The organism is Anaerohalosphaeraceae bacterium (assembly GCA_035378985.1).
GTDB lineage: Bacteria > Planctomycetota > Phycisphaerae > Sedimentisphaerales > Anaerohalosphaeraceae > JAHDQI01.
This window is the reverse complement of record DAOSUR010000002.1, coordinates 109,318-125,420: the sequence shown is the minus strand read 5'-3', so window position 1 is coordinate 125,420 and position 16,103 is coordinate 109,318. Positions and strand designations below refer to the sequence as shown.

Annotated in this window: 11 protein-coding genes and 1 tRNA gene; 7 read left to right on the top strand and 5 right to left on the bottom strand. The window is 53.5% G+C overall.

Going from position 1 to position 16,103, the window contains the following annotated elements:
• Positions 1 to 7 precede the first annotated feature (7 nt).
• Positions 8 to 880, bottom strand: a complete 873-nt coding sequence (locus PKY88_02810) for a prephenate dehydrogenase (GenBank protein HOQ04131.1) — start codon at positions 878 to 880, stop codon at positions 8 to 10.
• Between the two features lie 207 nt (positions 881 to 1,087).
• Between PKY88_02810 and PKY88_02805 the strand changes: the two genes are divergently transcribed.
• The 6 genes from PKY88_02805 (at position 1,088) to PKY88_02780 (ending at position 9,257) form a co-directional block, all read left to right on the top strand.
• Positions 1,088 to 2,170, top strand: a complete 1,083-nt coding sequence (locus tag PKY88_02805; protein HOQ04130.1) for an acetyl-CoA carboxylase carboxyltransferase subunit alpha — start codon at positions 1,088 to 1,090, stop codon at positions 2,168 to 2,170.
• Between the two features lie 83 nt (positions 2,171 to 2,253).
• Entirely contained in the window at positions 2,254 to 5,268 is a 3,015-nt protein-coding gene (locus tag PKY88_02800) for a DUF5060 domain-containing protein (GenBank protein ID HOQ04129.1), read from the top strand.
• A gap of 117 nt (positions 5,269 to 5,385) precedes the next feature.
• Complete coding sequence (locus tag PKY88_02795; GenBank protein ID HOQ04128.1) at positions 5,386 to 5,847, top strand: FHA domain-containing protein; 462 nt, start codon at positions 5,386 to 5,388, stop codon at positions 5,845 to 5,847.
• 167 nt (positions 5,848 to 6,014) lie between these two features.
• Positions 6,015 to 7,052, top strand: a complete 1,038-nt coding sequence (rlmN, locus tag PKY88_02790) for a 23S rRNA (adenine(2503)-C(2))-methyltransferase RlmN (protein HOQ04127.1) — start codon at positions 6,015 to 6,017, stop codon at positions 7,050 to 7,052.
• Between the two features lie 2 nt (positions 7,053 to 7,054).
• The gene (locus PKY88_02785) at positions 7,055 to 7,702 is read left to right on the top strand and encodes a glycerol-3-phosphate acyltransferase (GenBank protein HOQ04126.1); all 648 of its coding nucleotides are present in this window, start codon (positions 7,055 to 7,057) and stop codon (positions 7,700 to 7,702) included.
• Positions 7,650 to 9,257 carry a GNAT family N-acetyltransferase gene (locus tag PKY88_02780; protein HOQ04125.1) on the top strand — a complete coding sequence of 536 codons (1,608 nt, stop codon included), beginning with the start codon at positions 7,650 to 7,652 and terminating at the stop codon, positions 9,255 to 9,257. The genes PKY88_02785 and PKY88_02780 overlap by 53 nt, the downstream gene beginning before the upstream one ends.
• Here the strand turns inward: PKY88_02780 and PKY88_02775 are convergent.
• Positions 9,254 to 9,835, bottom strand: coding sequence for a sulfotransferase domain-containing protein (locus PKY88_02775; protein HOQ04124.1), 582 nt, complete (start codon positions 9,833 to 9,835; stop codon positions 9,254 to 9,256). The genes PKY88_02780 and PKY88_02775 overlap by 4 nt on opposite strands.
• 70 nt (positions 9,836 to 9,905) lie before the next feature.
• Between PKY88_02775 and PKY88_02770 the strand changes: the two genes are divergently transcribed.
• A tRNA-Arg gene (locus PKY88_02770) sits at positions 9,906 to 9,979 on the top strand.
• Between the two features lie 16 nt (positions 9,980 to 9,995).
• On the opposite strand, the gene carA is transcribed toward PKY88_02770, so the two are convergent.
• The 3 genes from carA to PKY88_02755 all read right to left on the bottom strand — a co-directional run bounded on the left by carA (position 9,996) and on the right by PKY88_02755 (position 16,093).
• Complete coding sequence (gene carA, locus PKY88_02765) at positions 9,996 to 11,114, bottom strand: glutamine-hydrolyzing carbamoyl-phosphate synthase small subunit (GenBank protein HOQ04123.1); 1,119 nt, start codon at positions 11,112 to 11,114, stop codon at positions 9,996 to 9,998.
• A 9-nt stretch (positions 11,115 to 11,123) separates the two neighbouring features.
• On the bottom strand, positions 11,124 to 14,330 hold the full coding sequence (gene carB, locus PKY88_02760; GenBank protein ID HOQ04122.1) for a carbamoyl-phosphate synthase large subunit: 3,207 nt from the start codon (positions 14,328 to 14,330) through the stop codon (positions 11,124 to 11,126).
• A gap of 101 nt (positions 14,331 to 14,431) precedes the next feature.
• Positions 14,432 to 16,093 (bottom strand): NAD+ synthase, encoded by a 1,662-nt coding sequence (locus PKY88_02755; protein ID HOQ04121.1) that lies wholly within the window; start codon positions 16,091 to 16,093, stop codon positions 14,432 to 14,434.
• Between the last annotated feature and the right edge of the window lie 10 nt (positions 16,094 to 16,103).

Here is a 16,103-nt window from a genome sequence, read left to right as displayed (position 1 = left end):
ATGAGGATTAAAAGAGTTCTTTCTGTTTGAGTTTGGCGGCAATCATTTTTTCCCGTTTGGTTCGGGCTTTTTCGAGCAGAAATTCAATTTTTCGCTCATCCTGCTGCGAGATGGCCGTGCGAATTTTTTTCAATTCCGCAATCAGCCGGTCAATCCCCTGAATGCAGTTGCGCGGATTGGTCAGAAGGATGTCCGTCCAAATATTGGCCGGGCCGGAGGCCACCCGGGAGGTATCCAGAAAGCCCTTGCCGGCAAAAGGTAGAATATCAGCGCTGTTGGCGTTCACCAGAGCCGCCGCAGCAATATGCGGCAGATGGCTGATATGCCCGAAAATGCGGTCGTGACGCTGGGGCGTCATAACCAGAACCCGGCAGCCCAGCCGTCCCCAAAATTTTTTTAACAGACGCAAAGCTGACAGCCGGGTGGAGGGAGTTTTCGTAAGAATACAATTGGCCCCGGCCAGCAAATCATCCCGGGCAAAATCCACCCCTCTTTTTTCGGAGCCGGCAATAGGATGCGAACCTACATACGCAATGTTAGAATTGAAAATCTCCCGGGCCCACCGATGAGCCATCAGCTTGGTTGAACCGACATCGGTAATAACACAGGAGTGTTTTACAAAAGGGCGGATCTGCCCAAACAATACCGGAAATGTCCTTATTGGTGTAGCAAAGATAATTACATCTGCATCCCGAACACATTCCTCGAGCGATTCGGCAATCTCTCCGGCGACCTGGAGCCGTCGGGCTTTTTGACGCGTCTGTTTACGATGACTGAACCCGCAGACCAGAACCGATGGAAAAGCCCGAAGGGCCGCCAGACTAATGCTGGCCCCCAACAGACCCATTCCAATGACGCTGATTTTTTTTAACTCTTTCATTGAAAATTAGTTACAGCAAAAAACGGAGAATTGTAATGTTTTAAGAAAGTACCGCCGGTGCTTCCGAAAGTCAATTTTTTTCTTTCTTTTGGACCAAGAAATTGGTATCATAACACCCCAGATTTCAGGATAAAAAGAAGCGAAAATCATGTTCTGAATCATCGAAAGGTGTTCAGAGTTTTTTTATTTATAGGAAACCTCTAAACGATGAGCAGTGCAAACAGCAACGGCCAGCCGGTTCCCTATCTTCCGTTTGAGGAAGAAGTAGCCAAGATTGACCAGCAGATAGCCCAGTTGGAAAGCGAAGATTCCCTCCAAGGCAAACATGCCATAAAAATCCGCCAGCTTCAGGTCCAACAGACGGAGCTCCTGCAGAAAATATACAGCAACTTAACCCCCTGGCAGACCGTTCAGGTAGCCCGACACCCGCGCCGGCCGCTGTTAGGGGATTATTTGAGCATGATGTTCAAGGACGTTCGGACCTTGCACGGGGACCGCTGCTTCGGGGATGACAAGGCGATTGTTACAGCGCTGGGACAGATCGGCCGACACAAGGTGATGATTGTCGGGCAAAACAAAGGACGGGAAATCAAGGAAAAAATCGCCTGCAATTTCGGCTGTCCGAATCCGGAGGGCTACCGCAAGGCACTGCGGAAAATGAAGTTTGCTGAGAAATTCGGCCTGCCGATTGTAACCCTGATTGATACACCCGGGGCCTATCCGGGGGTAGGAGCCGAAGAACGGGGGCAAGCCCAGGCCATCGCCGTCAATCTGATGGAAATGTCGCGGCTGCGGGTCCCGATTGTCTGTGTGGTTATCGGCGAAGGCGGTTCAGGCGGAGCACTCGGAATCGGGGTAGGCGACCGGCTGGCCATGCTCGAATATGCTTATTACTCGGTGATTTCGCCGGAGGGCTGTGCAGCGATTCTCTGGCACGACGGCACCCAGGCACCGCAAGCGGCCGAAGCCCTGAAACTGACGGCCAAAGAACTCATCAAACTGGGAGTAATCGATGCAGTTATTCCGGAACCGCTGGGCGGTGCGCATCGAAATCTGCACGATACGCTTTACAACGTTGAACAGTATCTTGTGCGGACACTCAATCAGTTAAAACGCAAAAGCATCGACGAGTTGCTTGAAGCCCGATACCGGAAACTTCGGTCGATTGGGGAACAGTGTCTGACCCTTTCGGAATGGCGGCCCCATATTCCGGAGCGATTGTCGGCCAAAGCTCAAATCGAGAAAGCCGCCCGAGAAGCGGACGAAGTCAGGGTTGAAATCCAGCAATAACGGACCGTTCAGCTCTTGAAAAACGGCGGCAATTTTGGTCTAATCTAATCAGGTACGGCAGTTAGGATTTGAGGAGAGGACCGATGACAAGCCGCCGAAGACGGAGGGGGCAAACCAGTCATCCGCACCTGTGCGGATTCTCAATGTGGCTCTTTGGGCTGTTCTGCCTGAATACATACGCCGCTGTGCTGACTTCCTTTTCCCAGAATGCCGACACAATTGAACAGTACAAAAAATACGAAGCCGTCTTCACCCTCGATACATCCTACAGCAATCCATTTGATGCCGACATTGTGGAAATCTGGGCGGAGATGACCTGTCCGGATTCAACCGCACTGTATGTACCCGCTTTTTATTACCGTCCCTATCAAGTGAGCGGTTCGAATCCGGAAACCTACTCCAATCCGGGACCGGAACAGTGGAGATTCCGCTTCTCCCCAACGCAGGTCGGGCCTTATACGTATTCGATTTATCTGAAGGATGCATCGGGGGTGCAAACACTTTATACCGGCGGACATTTTGTGTGCGTTCCGGGGCAGGACAAAGGATTTATCCGGATTCATTCCGACGGTCGGACCTTCCAGTATGACAACGGCCAGCCGCGAATCCATATCGGACGAAATGTTGCCTGGACCGGCAGCGGCTGGGCGGGCGTGGCCGGCTTTTGTCACTATTTTGAACAAATGAAGAATGTCGGCGAAAACTGGGCGCGTATCTGGATGTGCCCGTGGAGCGGAGACGGCGGACTGATTCTCGAATGGCGGGGGCATCCGTATTTTGAGGGCGTAGGTCGGCTGAGTATGCAGACGGCGCAGCGGCTGGATGCCGTCATCGAGGCAGCGGAGCAAAACGGCATCGCCATTCAGCTGACCCTGCAGTATCACGGGGCCTTCAGCACACGTGTAAATCCGAACTGGAATGAGAACCCGTATAACCAGATATACGCATCTGAAGGCGGATTTTTGTCAGCCCCGGAACAGTTCTTTACGCATCCCCAGGCTATTCGTCTGACCAAAAATAAATACCGGTATATTGTCGCCCGCTGGGGATACTCGCCGGCGATTTTTGCGTGGGAATTATGGAATGAGGTCCAGTACACCGGCTCGGATGCATGGAACTGGTGGACGGCTTCCTACCGCGAGGAAGTCCGGCAATGGCATCAGCAGATGGCCGCTTATATCAAAAGCATCGACCCGCATCGGCACCCGGTAACCACGAGTGATTATTATCAGCTCTCTTCCTCGCTGTATGAGTTGGATGAGATTGATATTGTGCAGGAGCACTCTTATGAAAGCCCCACGATTGACATAGCCAAGAAAATGATACCGGCTCTTTGGGAACGATTTCATAAGCCGGTGCTGGTCGGAGAGTTCGGCAATATTTCAGAGAATATGGATGATGACCGCCTGTTGATTCGCAACGGCATCTGGGCGGGCCTTTTTCTGGGACAAAGCGCTCATCCGTGGTGGTGGGACCGAATTGACCCATACGGCTGGAGCGAGGATTTTCTTCCGCTGAGTCTTTTCGCCCAAGGGGAGGATTTGGCCGCATTGGCACCCCTGACTCGCACTGTCGGAGGGAATGAAATCATCGTCGCTGAACCGCTGATGGATGGTTTTGAGGATATGCCGATCGAGGGACTGCATTGCTGTCAGACAGATGACGGTTTTACTGGACAGGCCTTTTTATCTGTTTATCTGCACGCGCCCTGGAGCAGCAAAAAGTCCAATCCTTATTTCCATGTGAATATGCCGGAGGCGGGACAATTTATCCTCTTTGTCAAAAATGTGTCCGGGTCCGGGGCCACTGTTCAGATTACAATTGACGGAAATACTGTCTATTCACAATCGCAGCCGGCAGGCGGGAGCAATTATCAGGTTTCCGTGCCGATTTCAGCCGGTGTTCATATCGTTCGAGTCGTCAACACCGGGCCGGACTGGATAGAGATACGGCGGTATGAGTTCCGACCGAACACGGTTTCCTATGTGGATACACTGGGGCTTGCCGAGCAGCGGCGGGCCTTGCTCTGGATTTATGATATCGACAGCCAGGAAGGTCGAACTGCTCACGGCTGGATTGAGGGGCAGACACTGACGGTTCAGGGGCTGGATGACGGCTGGTATAATCTGGATTATTATCTGACGCGCGCACCGGGCGGAGCGGCTTACGGGACATCCGCTTATTCATCCAGCGGCATCCTGCAGAGCTCGATTCCAATGTTCGAACGGGATGTTGCCGTGAAAATTACTGAGGTGATGGGTTTAGACAATCTGGCAGCCCTTGCCGGTGAATGGCTTCAAAACGGCGTCAATCTCGCCTGCGACTGGACGGGGGACGGCCGCGTCGATGAAAAGGATTTTGCCTGGATGGCCGGGCAGTGGATGCTTTTGAAAAATTATCAGAGTCCCCCGCAGGTGCTTTCAGCCGGTCAAAACCGAACTTTGGTCCTGCAGGGAAGCACAACCCCCTCAATACAAATGAATCCGACAGTTCGAGCCGTGGGACCGCTGACGTTTGAATGGACGCTTCAGTACACAGGACCGGCCCAGCCGATTCCGCCAATCGAAGACATCTGCTCCAATCCCCGAGAGCCGAATCCGTCCTTTTCTTTTTCCCAAATCGGTATGTATCGGCTCACACTTACGGTCACCAATGCCCTGAATCAATCGAACAGTGCCGATGTGAGTGTAGAGGTGCTTTCCAATCCGAGACGGTTTGAGGCGGAGGATGCCGACCTTTCGCAGCTGGTCGGCGGCAGCAGCGGGATTTACAATGACCCAACGGCCGGCGGCGGACGCTATTGCCTGATAGACTGGAGCGGCACACCGCGTATCATCTGGACGGTTCAGGCCCCTGCCGCAGGGATATATAATCTCTATGTTCGCTCACAAGGCGTCTGCTGCTACAGCGGACGAGGAGATTATCTGAAGGTCAACAACGGGCCCAATCAGTTCTTCCAGTTCGGCAATACGCCGGACGGCCGATGGACCCTTTTCGGACCGATACCCATTTCTCTGAACGCCGGGATAAATACTATCCAGATTATCCGCAGCTGGGGCGGGATTCGGTATGACTATATCGAACTGCCGGATTTGTAAAACCAGATATAAGCGTATCTGCTGGGTCTTTTTGTCTTTTGTCTTGCAAGCAGAGATTGTGTATAGATATAATAAATATTATGATAAATGAAATCTTCGGTCAGAAAGGAGCGCCGGATGGAGGTCAATCTGATTCTCTTCAAAAAAGACGGCAGTACCCGCGCCTTTCATCTGCCCAGCACCGTCACAGTAATCGGCAGGAGAAAAGACTGCGACCTTTGTGTACCCCTGATGTCCGTTTCTCGCCGGCACTGTAAATTGAATCTGGACCAGGGACGGTTGACGGTGCGAGACCTCGGGTCGAAGAACGGGACCTTTCTGAATGGGGTAAAGGTTTCTGAATCGCCGGTCAAGCCGGGGGATGTATTGAAGATTGGAACACTTTATTTCGGGGTTCAGATTGATGGACGGCCGGAAAACATTGAGATAATGCGTCCGGCAGAGGTCCCCCCTGCTGCTCAGCCGCCGCAGAAAAAGACCGTCCCGGCAGAGGATTCATTTGAAGACATTATCGATGAAATTTCCGATATCGACCTCAACCAGACCCTCGGTGAAAGCAGCATGGGAATCAATCCGTAGTATCTAATTATAACCCGCTGTCATTCCCCTCGCTACTCCTTGACGGTTTCGTGCAGGCGGGAATCCAGACTTGAAGATATGGAAAACAGGTAAATATCGTTTGATTGTGTTTCCGATTTCCCCAAAAATGAGATTGTGTTATTATATTGAACAGGATGGATTATGATTTGAAGAATAAAACACGGGCGGAGTTGGCCGAGCTGGTTGTCGGGCTCGGACAGAAACCATACTGTGCGGACTATTTGTTTACCTTTATCCATCAGAAGCATATCTCTAATCTTGACCGGATTACTCCCCTATCAAAATCGTTTCGCAAGCAGTTAGCGGACTCAGGATATCGGATATCCTCACTGACCCTTCTTGAAAAGCAGACAGACCCGGACGGAACTGCCAAATATCTGTTCGGCCTGCCGGACGGGGGTTCGATAGAAAGCGTACGGCTGACGGATAAAGGGCGGGTTACGCTGTGTTTATCGACCCAGTCGGGCTGTCGGATGGGGTGTCGTTTCTGCGCAACAGGGCGGATTCCTTTTGAGCGCAACCTGACCGCAGCAGAGATTGTCGAGCAGGTTTATCAGATTGAATCTGAATCAGGGCCCGCAGACAATCTGGTCTATATGGGAATGGGGGAACCGCTGGACAATGCGGAAGAAACGGCCCGGTCGCTGGAGATTCTCCACGATGAAAAGGGGCGGTTTCTGGGGATGCGGCACATCACCGTCTCTACGTGCGGGCTGGCGGAGCCGATTCGGCGGATGACGGAATGGACTGTTCAGCCGCGGCTGGCGATTTCGCTGCATTCGGCGGATAACCTTCTGCGGCAGGAATTAATGCCGATTGCCCGCAAAGAACCGCTCAAACGGCTGATGGAGGCCATTCGGTATTACCAGAAACAGACCGGCAGGCGGGTGACCTTTGAATACTGTATGCTCAAGGACACAAACGATTCCCACGAAGACGCAACCCTGCTGATTCGTCTGATAGGGAATCTGAAAGCCAATGTAAACTTGATTGAAATGAATCCCTATCCGGGCTGTCCGTATGAAGGCAGTCCTCCGGCTCGAATCAAGGCGTTCGCCGCCCGACTGGAAAAGGCGGGAATCGAGACAGTGATTCGGTTTAAGAGGGGCCGTTCGATTCTGGCAGCCTGCGGACAATTGGGAGCCCAGCGGCTCAAAGGTCTGGACAAGAAAGGAAGCGGCTGACAATGCTGTGGAAAAATGTCCTGGCGGTTTTGCTCAGTTATGGATTAGGGTGTCTGGTATCGGGGTATTATCTGGTGCGATGGAAGACCGGACAGGATATCCGCACCGTCGGCAGCGGTTCGGCCGGCGCGCGAAACGTCGGGCGGCTTCTGGGGCGATGGGGGTTTTGGGCTGTGCTGGCCGCAGATATTCTGCGGGGAGCAGCGGCGAGTTTGGCCGCCTGGGGTCTGGGGGTTTCAGCTCCTGTAAAAGCCCTCTGTATTCTGGCCGCCGCCATCGGACATATCTTCCCGATTCAGCTTGCCTTTCGCGGAGGAAAAGGACTCGGGGTGTCCTTAGGGGCCCTTTTGGTCTTTGACTGGCAGCTTACGATAGGAAGTTTTCTGGTATGTGCGGTCTTGTATTTCCTGAGCCGGCGCTATATGCTTAGCGGAATGATTGCGGTGCTCGCAGTCCCGGCTGTTTCCTTTCTGCTGGGACTGCCAAGAAGCACCACGGGGATTTTGACTGGTTGGGCGGCCCTGATTCTGCTGGCCCATCGGAAGAATCTGATTGCGCTCTATGCAGGCAAAAACAGTTCAGAGGGAGATGGAGCTTATGGAGATGGGAAAAACCATGACCGAAACTCTGACCGAAGGATACACCTTTAAGATTGCCAGTGAGCCCTGGGAGTTTGAGCAAATCCTCTCGCTGAATTATGAAACCTTCGTAGAGGAAATCCCGCAGCACCCCGCCAACCCTCATCGAATCCTTCGAGACGCGTTTCACGACGAAAACACCTACATAATCTGTACGAAAGACCAGCAGGTACTCGGGATGCTGGCTGTGCGGGGAAAGCGTCCTTTTTCGCTCGACAAAAAACTGGAAAATCTGGATGCCTATCTTCCGGAAGGGCTGACGCCCTGTGAGGTTCGTCTGTTGGCTGTGAAGAAGGATGCCCGCCGCAGCCGAATCGTCCGGGGTCTGCTGGCTAAAGCCACTGCCTATTGTCTTGAACAAGGATACGATACGGCTTTAATCAGCGGCTATTTGAATCAGGTGCCGCTGTATCGGCATTTGGGCTTTGTTCCGTTCGGCCCGATTGTCGGCAGCGGACAGGCCCGGTTTCAGCCGATGTACCTGACGGTTGAGCATCACGCCGCCGCCAAAACCTCCTTTGTGCCGCAAAACGTTGTCCCGGTCAATCTGCTTCCGGGCCCGGTAGAACTGTCCCGGACTGTCCGGGATGCCCTGGCCGCACCGCCTATCTCTCACCGAAGCAGAGAATACATGCAGCTGCATCGTCAGACACAGGAGCAGCTTACAAAATTGGTTGGGGCCAAATTCGTGCAGATTCTGACCGGCTCCGGTACGCTGGCCAATGAAGCCATTGCCGCGCAGCTGACTTTGCTGGCGGGCAAGGGACTGATTTTGTCCAACGGGGAATTCGGCGAGCGGCTTATCCATCAGGCCGGCCGGTTCGGGCTGGACTTTGAAACGCTGCGGCTGCCGTGGGGAAATGCTTTCGAGGAATCTGTTCTTCGCCAAACGATCGAGCAGATTTCATCGCTGAGATGGATATGGGCCGTCTGCTGTGAAACCTCTACGGGAATGCTGAATGACCTGACCCTGCTGAAAGGCCTTGCCCGCCGGTATCGTCTGCACCTTTGTCTGGACTGCATCAGTGCCGTCGGCAACGTGCCTCTTGACTTGAGTGATGTGTATCTGGCCTCGGCCTGCAGTTCAAAAGGCCTGCGTTCTGCAGCCGGTCTGGCATTGGTCTTTTATAATCATACGCTGACCCCACCGAGCAGACCGCTGCCGGCTTATTTAGACCTCTATGCTTATGAACAGGCCGACGGTGTGCCGTTTACGATTGCCTCCAACTGGGTGAAGGCCTTATCGGCAGCTCTGAATGAATGTGATTATTCGTGCCGTCATTCACAAATCGCCTCTCTCGACCGATGGCTCCGGAAAAAACTATCTGTTCTGGGGTTGTCGCCGCTCGTATCGGAGGAAAAGGCATGTCCGGGGATTCTGACGCTGCCGTTGCAGAAACCGCACAATTCCCGAACAATCGGAGACTCCCTGAAAAAGGCAGGGTTCTGGGTCAGCTACGAGAGCGGTTATCTATTAGAGAGAAACTGGATACAGATTTGTCTGATGAGCCCTGTTTCCCAAAGTCGTCTTCGCCCCCTTCTGGACATCCTCAAGCAGCTTCTCTAAGCAGAGGGGTTGCGGTTTCGGTAAAGGGCTGGATCCACGCTGGCCGCCATCGCCTGGACATTGAGGCCGCCGCCTAAGAAATCGCTGATTTGCTGAGATTGGGCCAGCGGGTTTTCAATCATCGCTCGATAATCGACATAAAAGACAGAAAAATGGGGCTGACGGGCGAGCCACTGTCGGCAGCGGGCTAATTCCGACTCAAACAAGACGGCCATTTGGGCATCTTCTTCAGGGGCGACGGTTTTGCCGGCTCTTAACAGCATTTTCCGCTGAGAAGCCAGGACTTCCTGAATATCCCGCTGCATAAAAAGAACACGATACTGATACCCTGCCGGCAGGTCATAAAGAAGCCGGTAAACCATCTTGACGGCCTTGCCGGGGGCCTGCTGAAGCCACGAAGGGTCTTCCTTGGTCTTTTTGACCGGCTCAAATTCATAATAACCGCGGGGATTGTCCTCATCGGGTTTTCGGATATGGTCCGCCAGAACCGGCACCCCCCCTGCCTCCAGCGCCCGCATCATCATCGAGGTCCCAGAACGAGGCAGTCCGGAAACAATTACGACAAAGTCCTTTTTCATACGCAGCTGTCCTCAAAAGCAAGCTTTCTCTTGCGGCCGGAGGCCTTTGGAGGTATAGTATAGCCGAGATGCGCCTGTAGCTCAATTGGATAGAGCATCGGTCTTCGGAACCGAGGGTTGGGGGTTCGAGTCCCTCCAGACGCAGTCAGGCCGAAGCGATTCAGCGTTTGCCCATCCAGTCAGCAAATTGCTCGAAAAGATACCGCAAATCGTGCGGCCCCGGGGAGGCCTCCGGATGATACTGGACGGAAAAGGCCTTTTTCTTTTTGACGGAGAGCCCTTCGCTGGTCATGTCATTGAGATTCAGATGCGTCATTTTGGCGCCCGTACCCTTCAGGGAATCCAAATCTACGCAGAAGCCGTGATTCTGGCTGGTAATCTCAATGCATCCGGTTTCAAGGTTTTTCACAGGGTGATTGGCGCCGCGGTGACCGAACTTGAGTTTATAGGTTTTGCCGCCGAGAGCCAGGGCCAGCAATTGATGCCCCAGACAAATTCCAAAAATCGGCACTTTCCCCAGCAGAGCCCGAACCGTTTCAACCGCAAAGGTCAGGGCCGCCGGGTCTCCGGGGCCGTTGCTCAGGAAAACTCCATCGGGTTTTCGAGCCAGAACTTTTTCAGCAGGAGTATGCGCGGGAACGACCTCAACAGCACAGCCGTGTGAACGAAGCAGCCGCAGGATATTCTGCTTGATGCCGAAGTCATAGGCCACTACCGAATACCGGACGGACGGGCGAATTTCCTCCCCGCGGAGAACATCCACAAACCCTTTATCCCATCGATACGGCCGTTCGGAGCTGACCTCACTGACAATATCGCGACCGACAAGCCCTGGATAGGCCTCCAGCCGATTCCGCAAAACCGAAATGCTGAACTCCTCCGACGAGAGGATACCCCGCATCGCCCCCTGGGTGCGGATATGGCGGACGAGTTTGCGGGTGTCGATGCCCTCCAGACCGACCACCCTGCTGTCTTTCAGATAGGCGGAAAGCGTCTTTCGGCTCCGCCAATTGCTCGGATAGGGACAGGCCTCTTTGACAATCAGCCCGGCACAGAAAATCTTCCGGGATTCCCAATCCAAATCGTTGGTGCCGGTATTTCCGATCATCGGATAGGTCATGGTCATAATCTGTTCATGATAGGACGGGTCGGTCAGGATTTCCTGGTAGCCGGTCATCGCCGTATTGAACACGACTTCGCCGCAGACCGTTCCGACGGCACCGAAAGAAGTGCCTTCAAAAACCGTTCCGTCTTCGAGCAGTAAAATCGCTTTGGACATATTGCTCCCTTACCGGTAATACAGCTGAATCGGTTTGACTGTAATTTTCTTCTTCCGCATTGCCTCAATCGCCTGAACAATGGCCGCCGCTGCCCGAATTGTGGTGGCATACGGCACCTGATGGTCCACCGCGGCACGGCGAATGGGGAAAGAATCCCGAATCGTCTGCTCGCCGATGGTGGTATTGATAATCAAATCCACCTGACCGTTGATAATACGGTCCACAATATTCGGTCGGCCTTCATTCATTTTGCGAACAAACTCCGAGGGAATATTGTTCTCAATCAGGGTAATGCAAGTCCCCCGCGTGGCTATAATCTTAAAGCCCATTTCGTGGAATCGCCTCGCAATGTCCACAGCTTTTGGTTTGTCGGCATCTTTGACGCTGATAAAGACCGTTCCCCCGGTGGGCAGCGGATTGCCGGCGGCTATTTGGGATTTGGCATAAGCGATTCCGATATCCTCACTGATGCCCATCACCTCGCCGGTCGAGAGCATTTCAGGGCCTAAAATGACATCCGCACCTGGAAACTTCAGGAAGGGGAAGACCGCCTCTTTGACGGAATAGTACGGACGCACCACTTCGCGTGTAAACCCGAGCTGTTTGAGGGTCATCCCGGCCATCACCTTGGCAGCCAGCTTGGCCAGCGGAACTCCAATGGCCTTGCTGACAAACGGAATGGTTCGGGAGGCCCGCGGATTGACCTCGAGGATATAAACCTGATTGTCCTTGACGGCAAACTGGATATTAATCAGACCTTTGACGTTCAGGGCCAGGGCCAATTGTTTGGTCTGGCGTTTAATATCCGCTATTACAGGCTTGGGCAGAGAAAAAGTCGGCAGGATGCAGGCGCTGTCGCCGGAATGGATGCCGGCCTCTTCGATATGCTCCATAATACCGCCGATCACAACGGTCTTGCCGTCACAAATCGCATCGACATCCAGCTCCGTCGCATCATTGAGGAACTGGTCAATCAGGACCGGATGCCCTTCGGCGGCCTCAAAGGCCTCCTGCACCGAAGCGCGGAAGGCCTCCTCATTATAGACGATATCCATTGCCCGTCCGCCGAGCACAAAGGACGGCCGAACCAGAAGCGGAAACCCGATTTTCTTGGCGATTTTCAGGGCTTCGGCATAGGTCGTAGCACTGCCTCCGGCAGGCTGCCGAAGCCGCAGCTTCCGAATCAGCCGGTTGAACTTCTCCCGGTCTTCCGCAATGTCGATGCTTTCCGGAGAGGTCCCGATAATCGGCACACCGGCCTTGCGGAGCGGGGTAGCCAGTTTCAGGGGTGTCTGACCGCCTAACTGAACAATCACTCCGTCCGGATGTTCCGTCTCCACAATGTTCATCACATCTTCAAATGTCAACGGCTCAAAATACAGCCGGTCGGAGGTGTCATAATCCGTGCTGACTGTTTCGGGGTTGCAGTTGACCATGATGGATTCGATGCCGATTTCACGCAGCGCAAAGGCCGCATGACAGCAGCAGTAGTCAAACTCGATTCCCTGTCCGATTCGGTTGGGGCCGCCGCCCAGAATCATCACCTTCCGAAGCGTCGTCGGAGCGGCCTCGCACTCCTCTTCATACGTTGAATACAGGTAAGGGGTCTGGGCTTCAAACTCCGCCCCGCAGGTATCGACCTTCTTATAAACAGGACGAATGCCCTGCTGCTTGCGATACGTGCGAAATTCGATTTCGGAAACCCCCAGCTGTTCCGCAATATATTTGTCGCTGAAGCCCGCTTTTTTGAGCTTTTCGACAAAGGGAGCTTTCAGAGGTTTGGATGCCGATTTGAGTTCCTTTTCAAGATGAACAATCTCTCGAATGTGGTCCAGAAACCACCGGTCAATTTTTGTATATTCATAAATCTGCTCCGTGGAAAGCCCCCGCCGGAACCCCTCGGCGATATACCACATTTTGTCCCACCGCATTGAACGAAGCTTGGAAATGAGCTCCACTTTGGACAGATTCTCCGTGAGGTGTTTGCCATCCAGAGAATACCGGCTGATTTCGAGCGAACGGATGGCTTTCTGAAGCGACTCCTTCATGGTGCGTCCGATGGCCATCGCCTCGCCGACGGACTTCATCTGGATGGTCAGCTCCGGAGCGGTCTGCGGAAACTTCTCAAAGGTAAACCGCGGCCATTTGGTCACCACATAATCAATCGTCGGTTCAAAGCAGGCCGGCGTCTTTTTGGTGATGTCGTTGGGGATTTCATCCAGCGTATATCCGACGGCCAGCAGCGAGGCAATTTTGGCAATCGGAAAGCCCGTGGCCTTGGAAGCAAGGGCCGAACTTCGGGAGACCCGCGGGTTCATTTCAATGACAACCATTTTGCCGTTTTCGGGGTTGACGGCAAACTGGATATTGGAGCCGCCGGTTTCCACGCCGATGGCGCGGATGATTTTGAGGGCAGCATCCCGCATGATCTGGTATTCTTTGTCCGTGAGGGTCTGGGCCGGGGCGACGGTAATGCTGTCGCCCGTGTGGATGCCCATCGGGTCCACATTTTCAATCGAACAGACAATCACGACATTGTCTTTTCGGTCCCGCATCACCTCCAGTTCATACTCCTTCCACCCGATGACGGACTGTTCAATCAGGATTTGGTGCGTGGGGCTCAAATCCAGCCCCCACTGAACGAACCGTTCAAATTCCTCTGCGTTATAGGCGATATTTCCGCCGGTTCCGCCCAGTGTATAGGAGGGACGAATGATGGCCGGAAAACCAATATCCTTGACGATTTCCCGGGCCTCCTCGACGGTGTGGGCATAGCCGCTGACGGGCACTTCCAGCCCGATGCTCTGAATAATTTTTTTAAACCGGTCGCGTTCTTCGGCCCGCTTAATCGACTGAAGATTGGCGCCGAGAAGCTTGACGCCGTACTTTTTGAGGACGCCGCTTTCCGCCAGGGCCACGGCTGTATTTAGGCCGGTCTGTCCGCCGAGCGTCGGCAGCAGGGCATCCGGCCGTTCCCGCTGGATAATTTGGGCAACGATTTGCGGTGTAATCGGCTCAATATAGGTCCGGTCGGCCATCTGCGGGTCGGTCATAATCGTAGCCGGGTTGCTGTTGACCAAAACAACCTTAAATCCCTCTTTTCGAAGGACTTTGCAGGCCTGAGCACCGGAATAATCAAACTCACAGGCCTGACCGATGACGATAGGGCCTGAGCCGATAATCAAAATTTTGTGAATATCACTGCGTTTGGGCATTGGTTTTCTTTCTGTCGGTATTTACGTCCTGTTTGACGCTGTGTTTTCAAAAAATCGCCGGATTATAGGGAACTGGCGCGTCCGATTCAAGACCTTTTCTTTTATCCTCTGTATCGATTGGTAATCGGCATCCTCCGGTCTTTTCCGAATGCTCGGGGCGTAATCTTAATGCCGGGCGGAGACTGCCGGCGCTTGTATTCATTCCGATCCACCATCTGGAGCACTCGTTCCACCTCCGGACGGGGAAGTCCGCGGGCAATCAGCTCATCCCGACTGAGCTTTTCCTCAATAAACCCCTTCAAAATCTGATCGAGAACAGGATAGTCCGGGAGGGAATCTCTGTCTTTCTGGTTGGGTCTGAGCTCCGCCGTAGGAATGCGGTCAATTACACTCTGCGGTATCACCTTTTTCCCTTTGATTCGGTTGTAATAATCGCACAGCTGATAGACCATGGTTTTGGGCACGTCCTTAATTACGGCAAATCCGCCGGCGGTGTCCCCGTAAAGGGTGGAGTATCCAACGGCTGTTTCACTCTTGTTGCCGGTGGTCAGCACAAGATAGCCGAACTGATTGGACAGGGTCATCAGCAGAGTCCCGCGAATCCGGGCCTGAAGATTCTCATAGGCCAACCCGGCTTCATTCCATCCTTCTACGGCCGACAGCGTCCGGCTGAAGGCGGACAGAATCTCTTCAATCGGCAAGGTATGAAAGCCGATACCGAGATTCGCAGCGACCGTCTGAGCATCGGAACGGGTTTCGGCGGCGTTAAAGCGGGACGGCATAGAAATTCCAATTACATTTTCCGGTCCCAGCGCCTCCGCTGCAATGGCCGCCGTCAAAGCCGAATCGACCCCCCCGCTCAGTCCAATCAGAACCTTTGAAAAACTGTTTTTGCGGACATAATCTTTTGTACCCAAGACAAGGGCCTGCCAGACCTCTTCCATCGGTTCTGCAGGAGTTTGTTCAAAAGATGCGGCAAACGGACTGGTTATCTTAAGGGTGCCGTCTTCGTTTTTGAAACAGTCAAAGACCAGCACATCTTCCTGAAAACCGGCGGCCTGAAAAAGGGTCTTGCCCTGAGCATCGACCACCATGCTGCGGCCGTCGAAAATCAGCTCATCCTGTCCGCCTATCAGATTGCAGTAAAACAGCGGACAGCCGAAATGGACGGCACAGCGGGAAATGACGTTCCTGCGTTCCTCAATCTTTCCCATATGAAACGGAGAGGCCGCCAGACAAAGAACCGCGTCGAATTCTCCCCGAATTTTCAGAAAAAAGTCATCCAGCCAAGGCAACTCCCAAATGTCCTCACAGATAGTCAGGGCCACCCGAACAGAACCGACCTGGACAACCACCGGCTCCTGACCGGAGTGAAAATAGCGTTTTTCGTCAAAGACCCCGTAATTCGGAAGGCAGCCCTTTCGGTAGTTTTTGAGAATTTTGCCGTCTCGAATGACGGCTGCGGCATTGTAGAGGCGGTTCGACTCGGTTTGAGGCCAGCCAACAATCAGGGTAATTTGTGAAATCTGAGGGCAGAGACGCTCCATCGCAGAGCGGCAATCCTGCAGAAAGCGGGGCCGATGCAGCAAATCCTCCGGCGGATATCCGGAAAGAAACAACTCAGGAAGAACCAGCACATCGGCCTTTTTCTCCTGTGCTGTTTTAACAAAATCCAGGGCTTTTCGGCAATTGCCTTCTAAATCTCCGACAGTCGGATTGGCCTGTCCTAATGCGATTCGAATCGACTTGGGATCCTGCGGCATTCCTTTTCCC

What these genes read in the sequence shown, in the direction of transcription:
- PKY88_02810 (HOQ04131.1), bottom strand. Translation starts at nt 880, where the DNA reads ATGAAAGAGTTAAAAAAAATCAGCGTCATTGGAATGGGTCTGTTGGGG.
- PKY88_02805 (HOQ04130.1), top strand. Translation starts at nt 1,088, where the DNA reads ATGAGCAGTGCAAACAGCAACGGCCAGCCGGTTCCCTATCTTCCGTTT.
- PKY88_02800 (HOQ04129.1), top strand. Translation starts at nt 2,254, where the DNA reads ATGACAAGCCGCCGAAGACGGAGGGGGCAAACCAGTCATCCGCACCTG.
- PKY88_02795 (HOQ04128.1), top strand. Translation starts at nt 5,386, where the DNA reads ATGGAGGTCAATCTGATTCTCTTCAAAAAAGACGGCAGTACCCGCGCC.
- PKY88_02785 (HOQ04126.1), top strand. Translation starts at nt 7,055, where the DNA reads ATGCTGTGGAAAAATGTCCTGGCGGTTTTGCTCAGTTATGGATTAGGG.
- PKY88_02780 (HOQ04125.1), top strand. Translation starts at nt 7,650, where the DNA reads ATGGAGATGGGAAAAACCATGACCGAAACTCTGACCGAAGGATACACC.
- PKY88_02775 (HOQ04124.1), bottom strand. Translation starts at nt 9,835, where the DNA reads ATGAAAAAGGACTTTGTCGTAATTGTTTCCGGACTGCCTCGTTCTGGG.
- carA (HOQ04123.1), bottom strand. Translation starts at nt 11,114, where the DNA reads ATGTCCAAAGCGATTTTACTGCTCGAAGACGGAACGGTTTTTGAAGGC.
- carB (HOQ04122.1), bottom strand. Translation starts at nt 14,330, where the DNA reads ATGCCCAAACGCAGTGATATTCACAAAATTTTGATTATCGGCTCAGGC.
- PKY88_02755 (HOQ04121.1), bottom strand. Translation starts at nt 16,093, where the DNA reads ATGCCGCAGGATCCCAAGTCGATTCGAATCGCATTAGGACAGGCCAAT.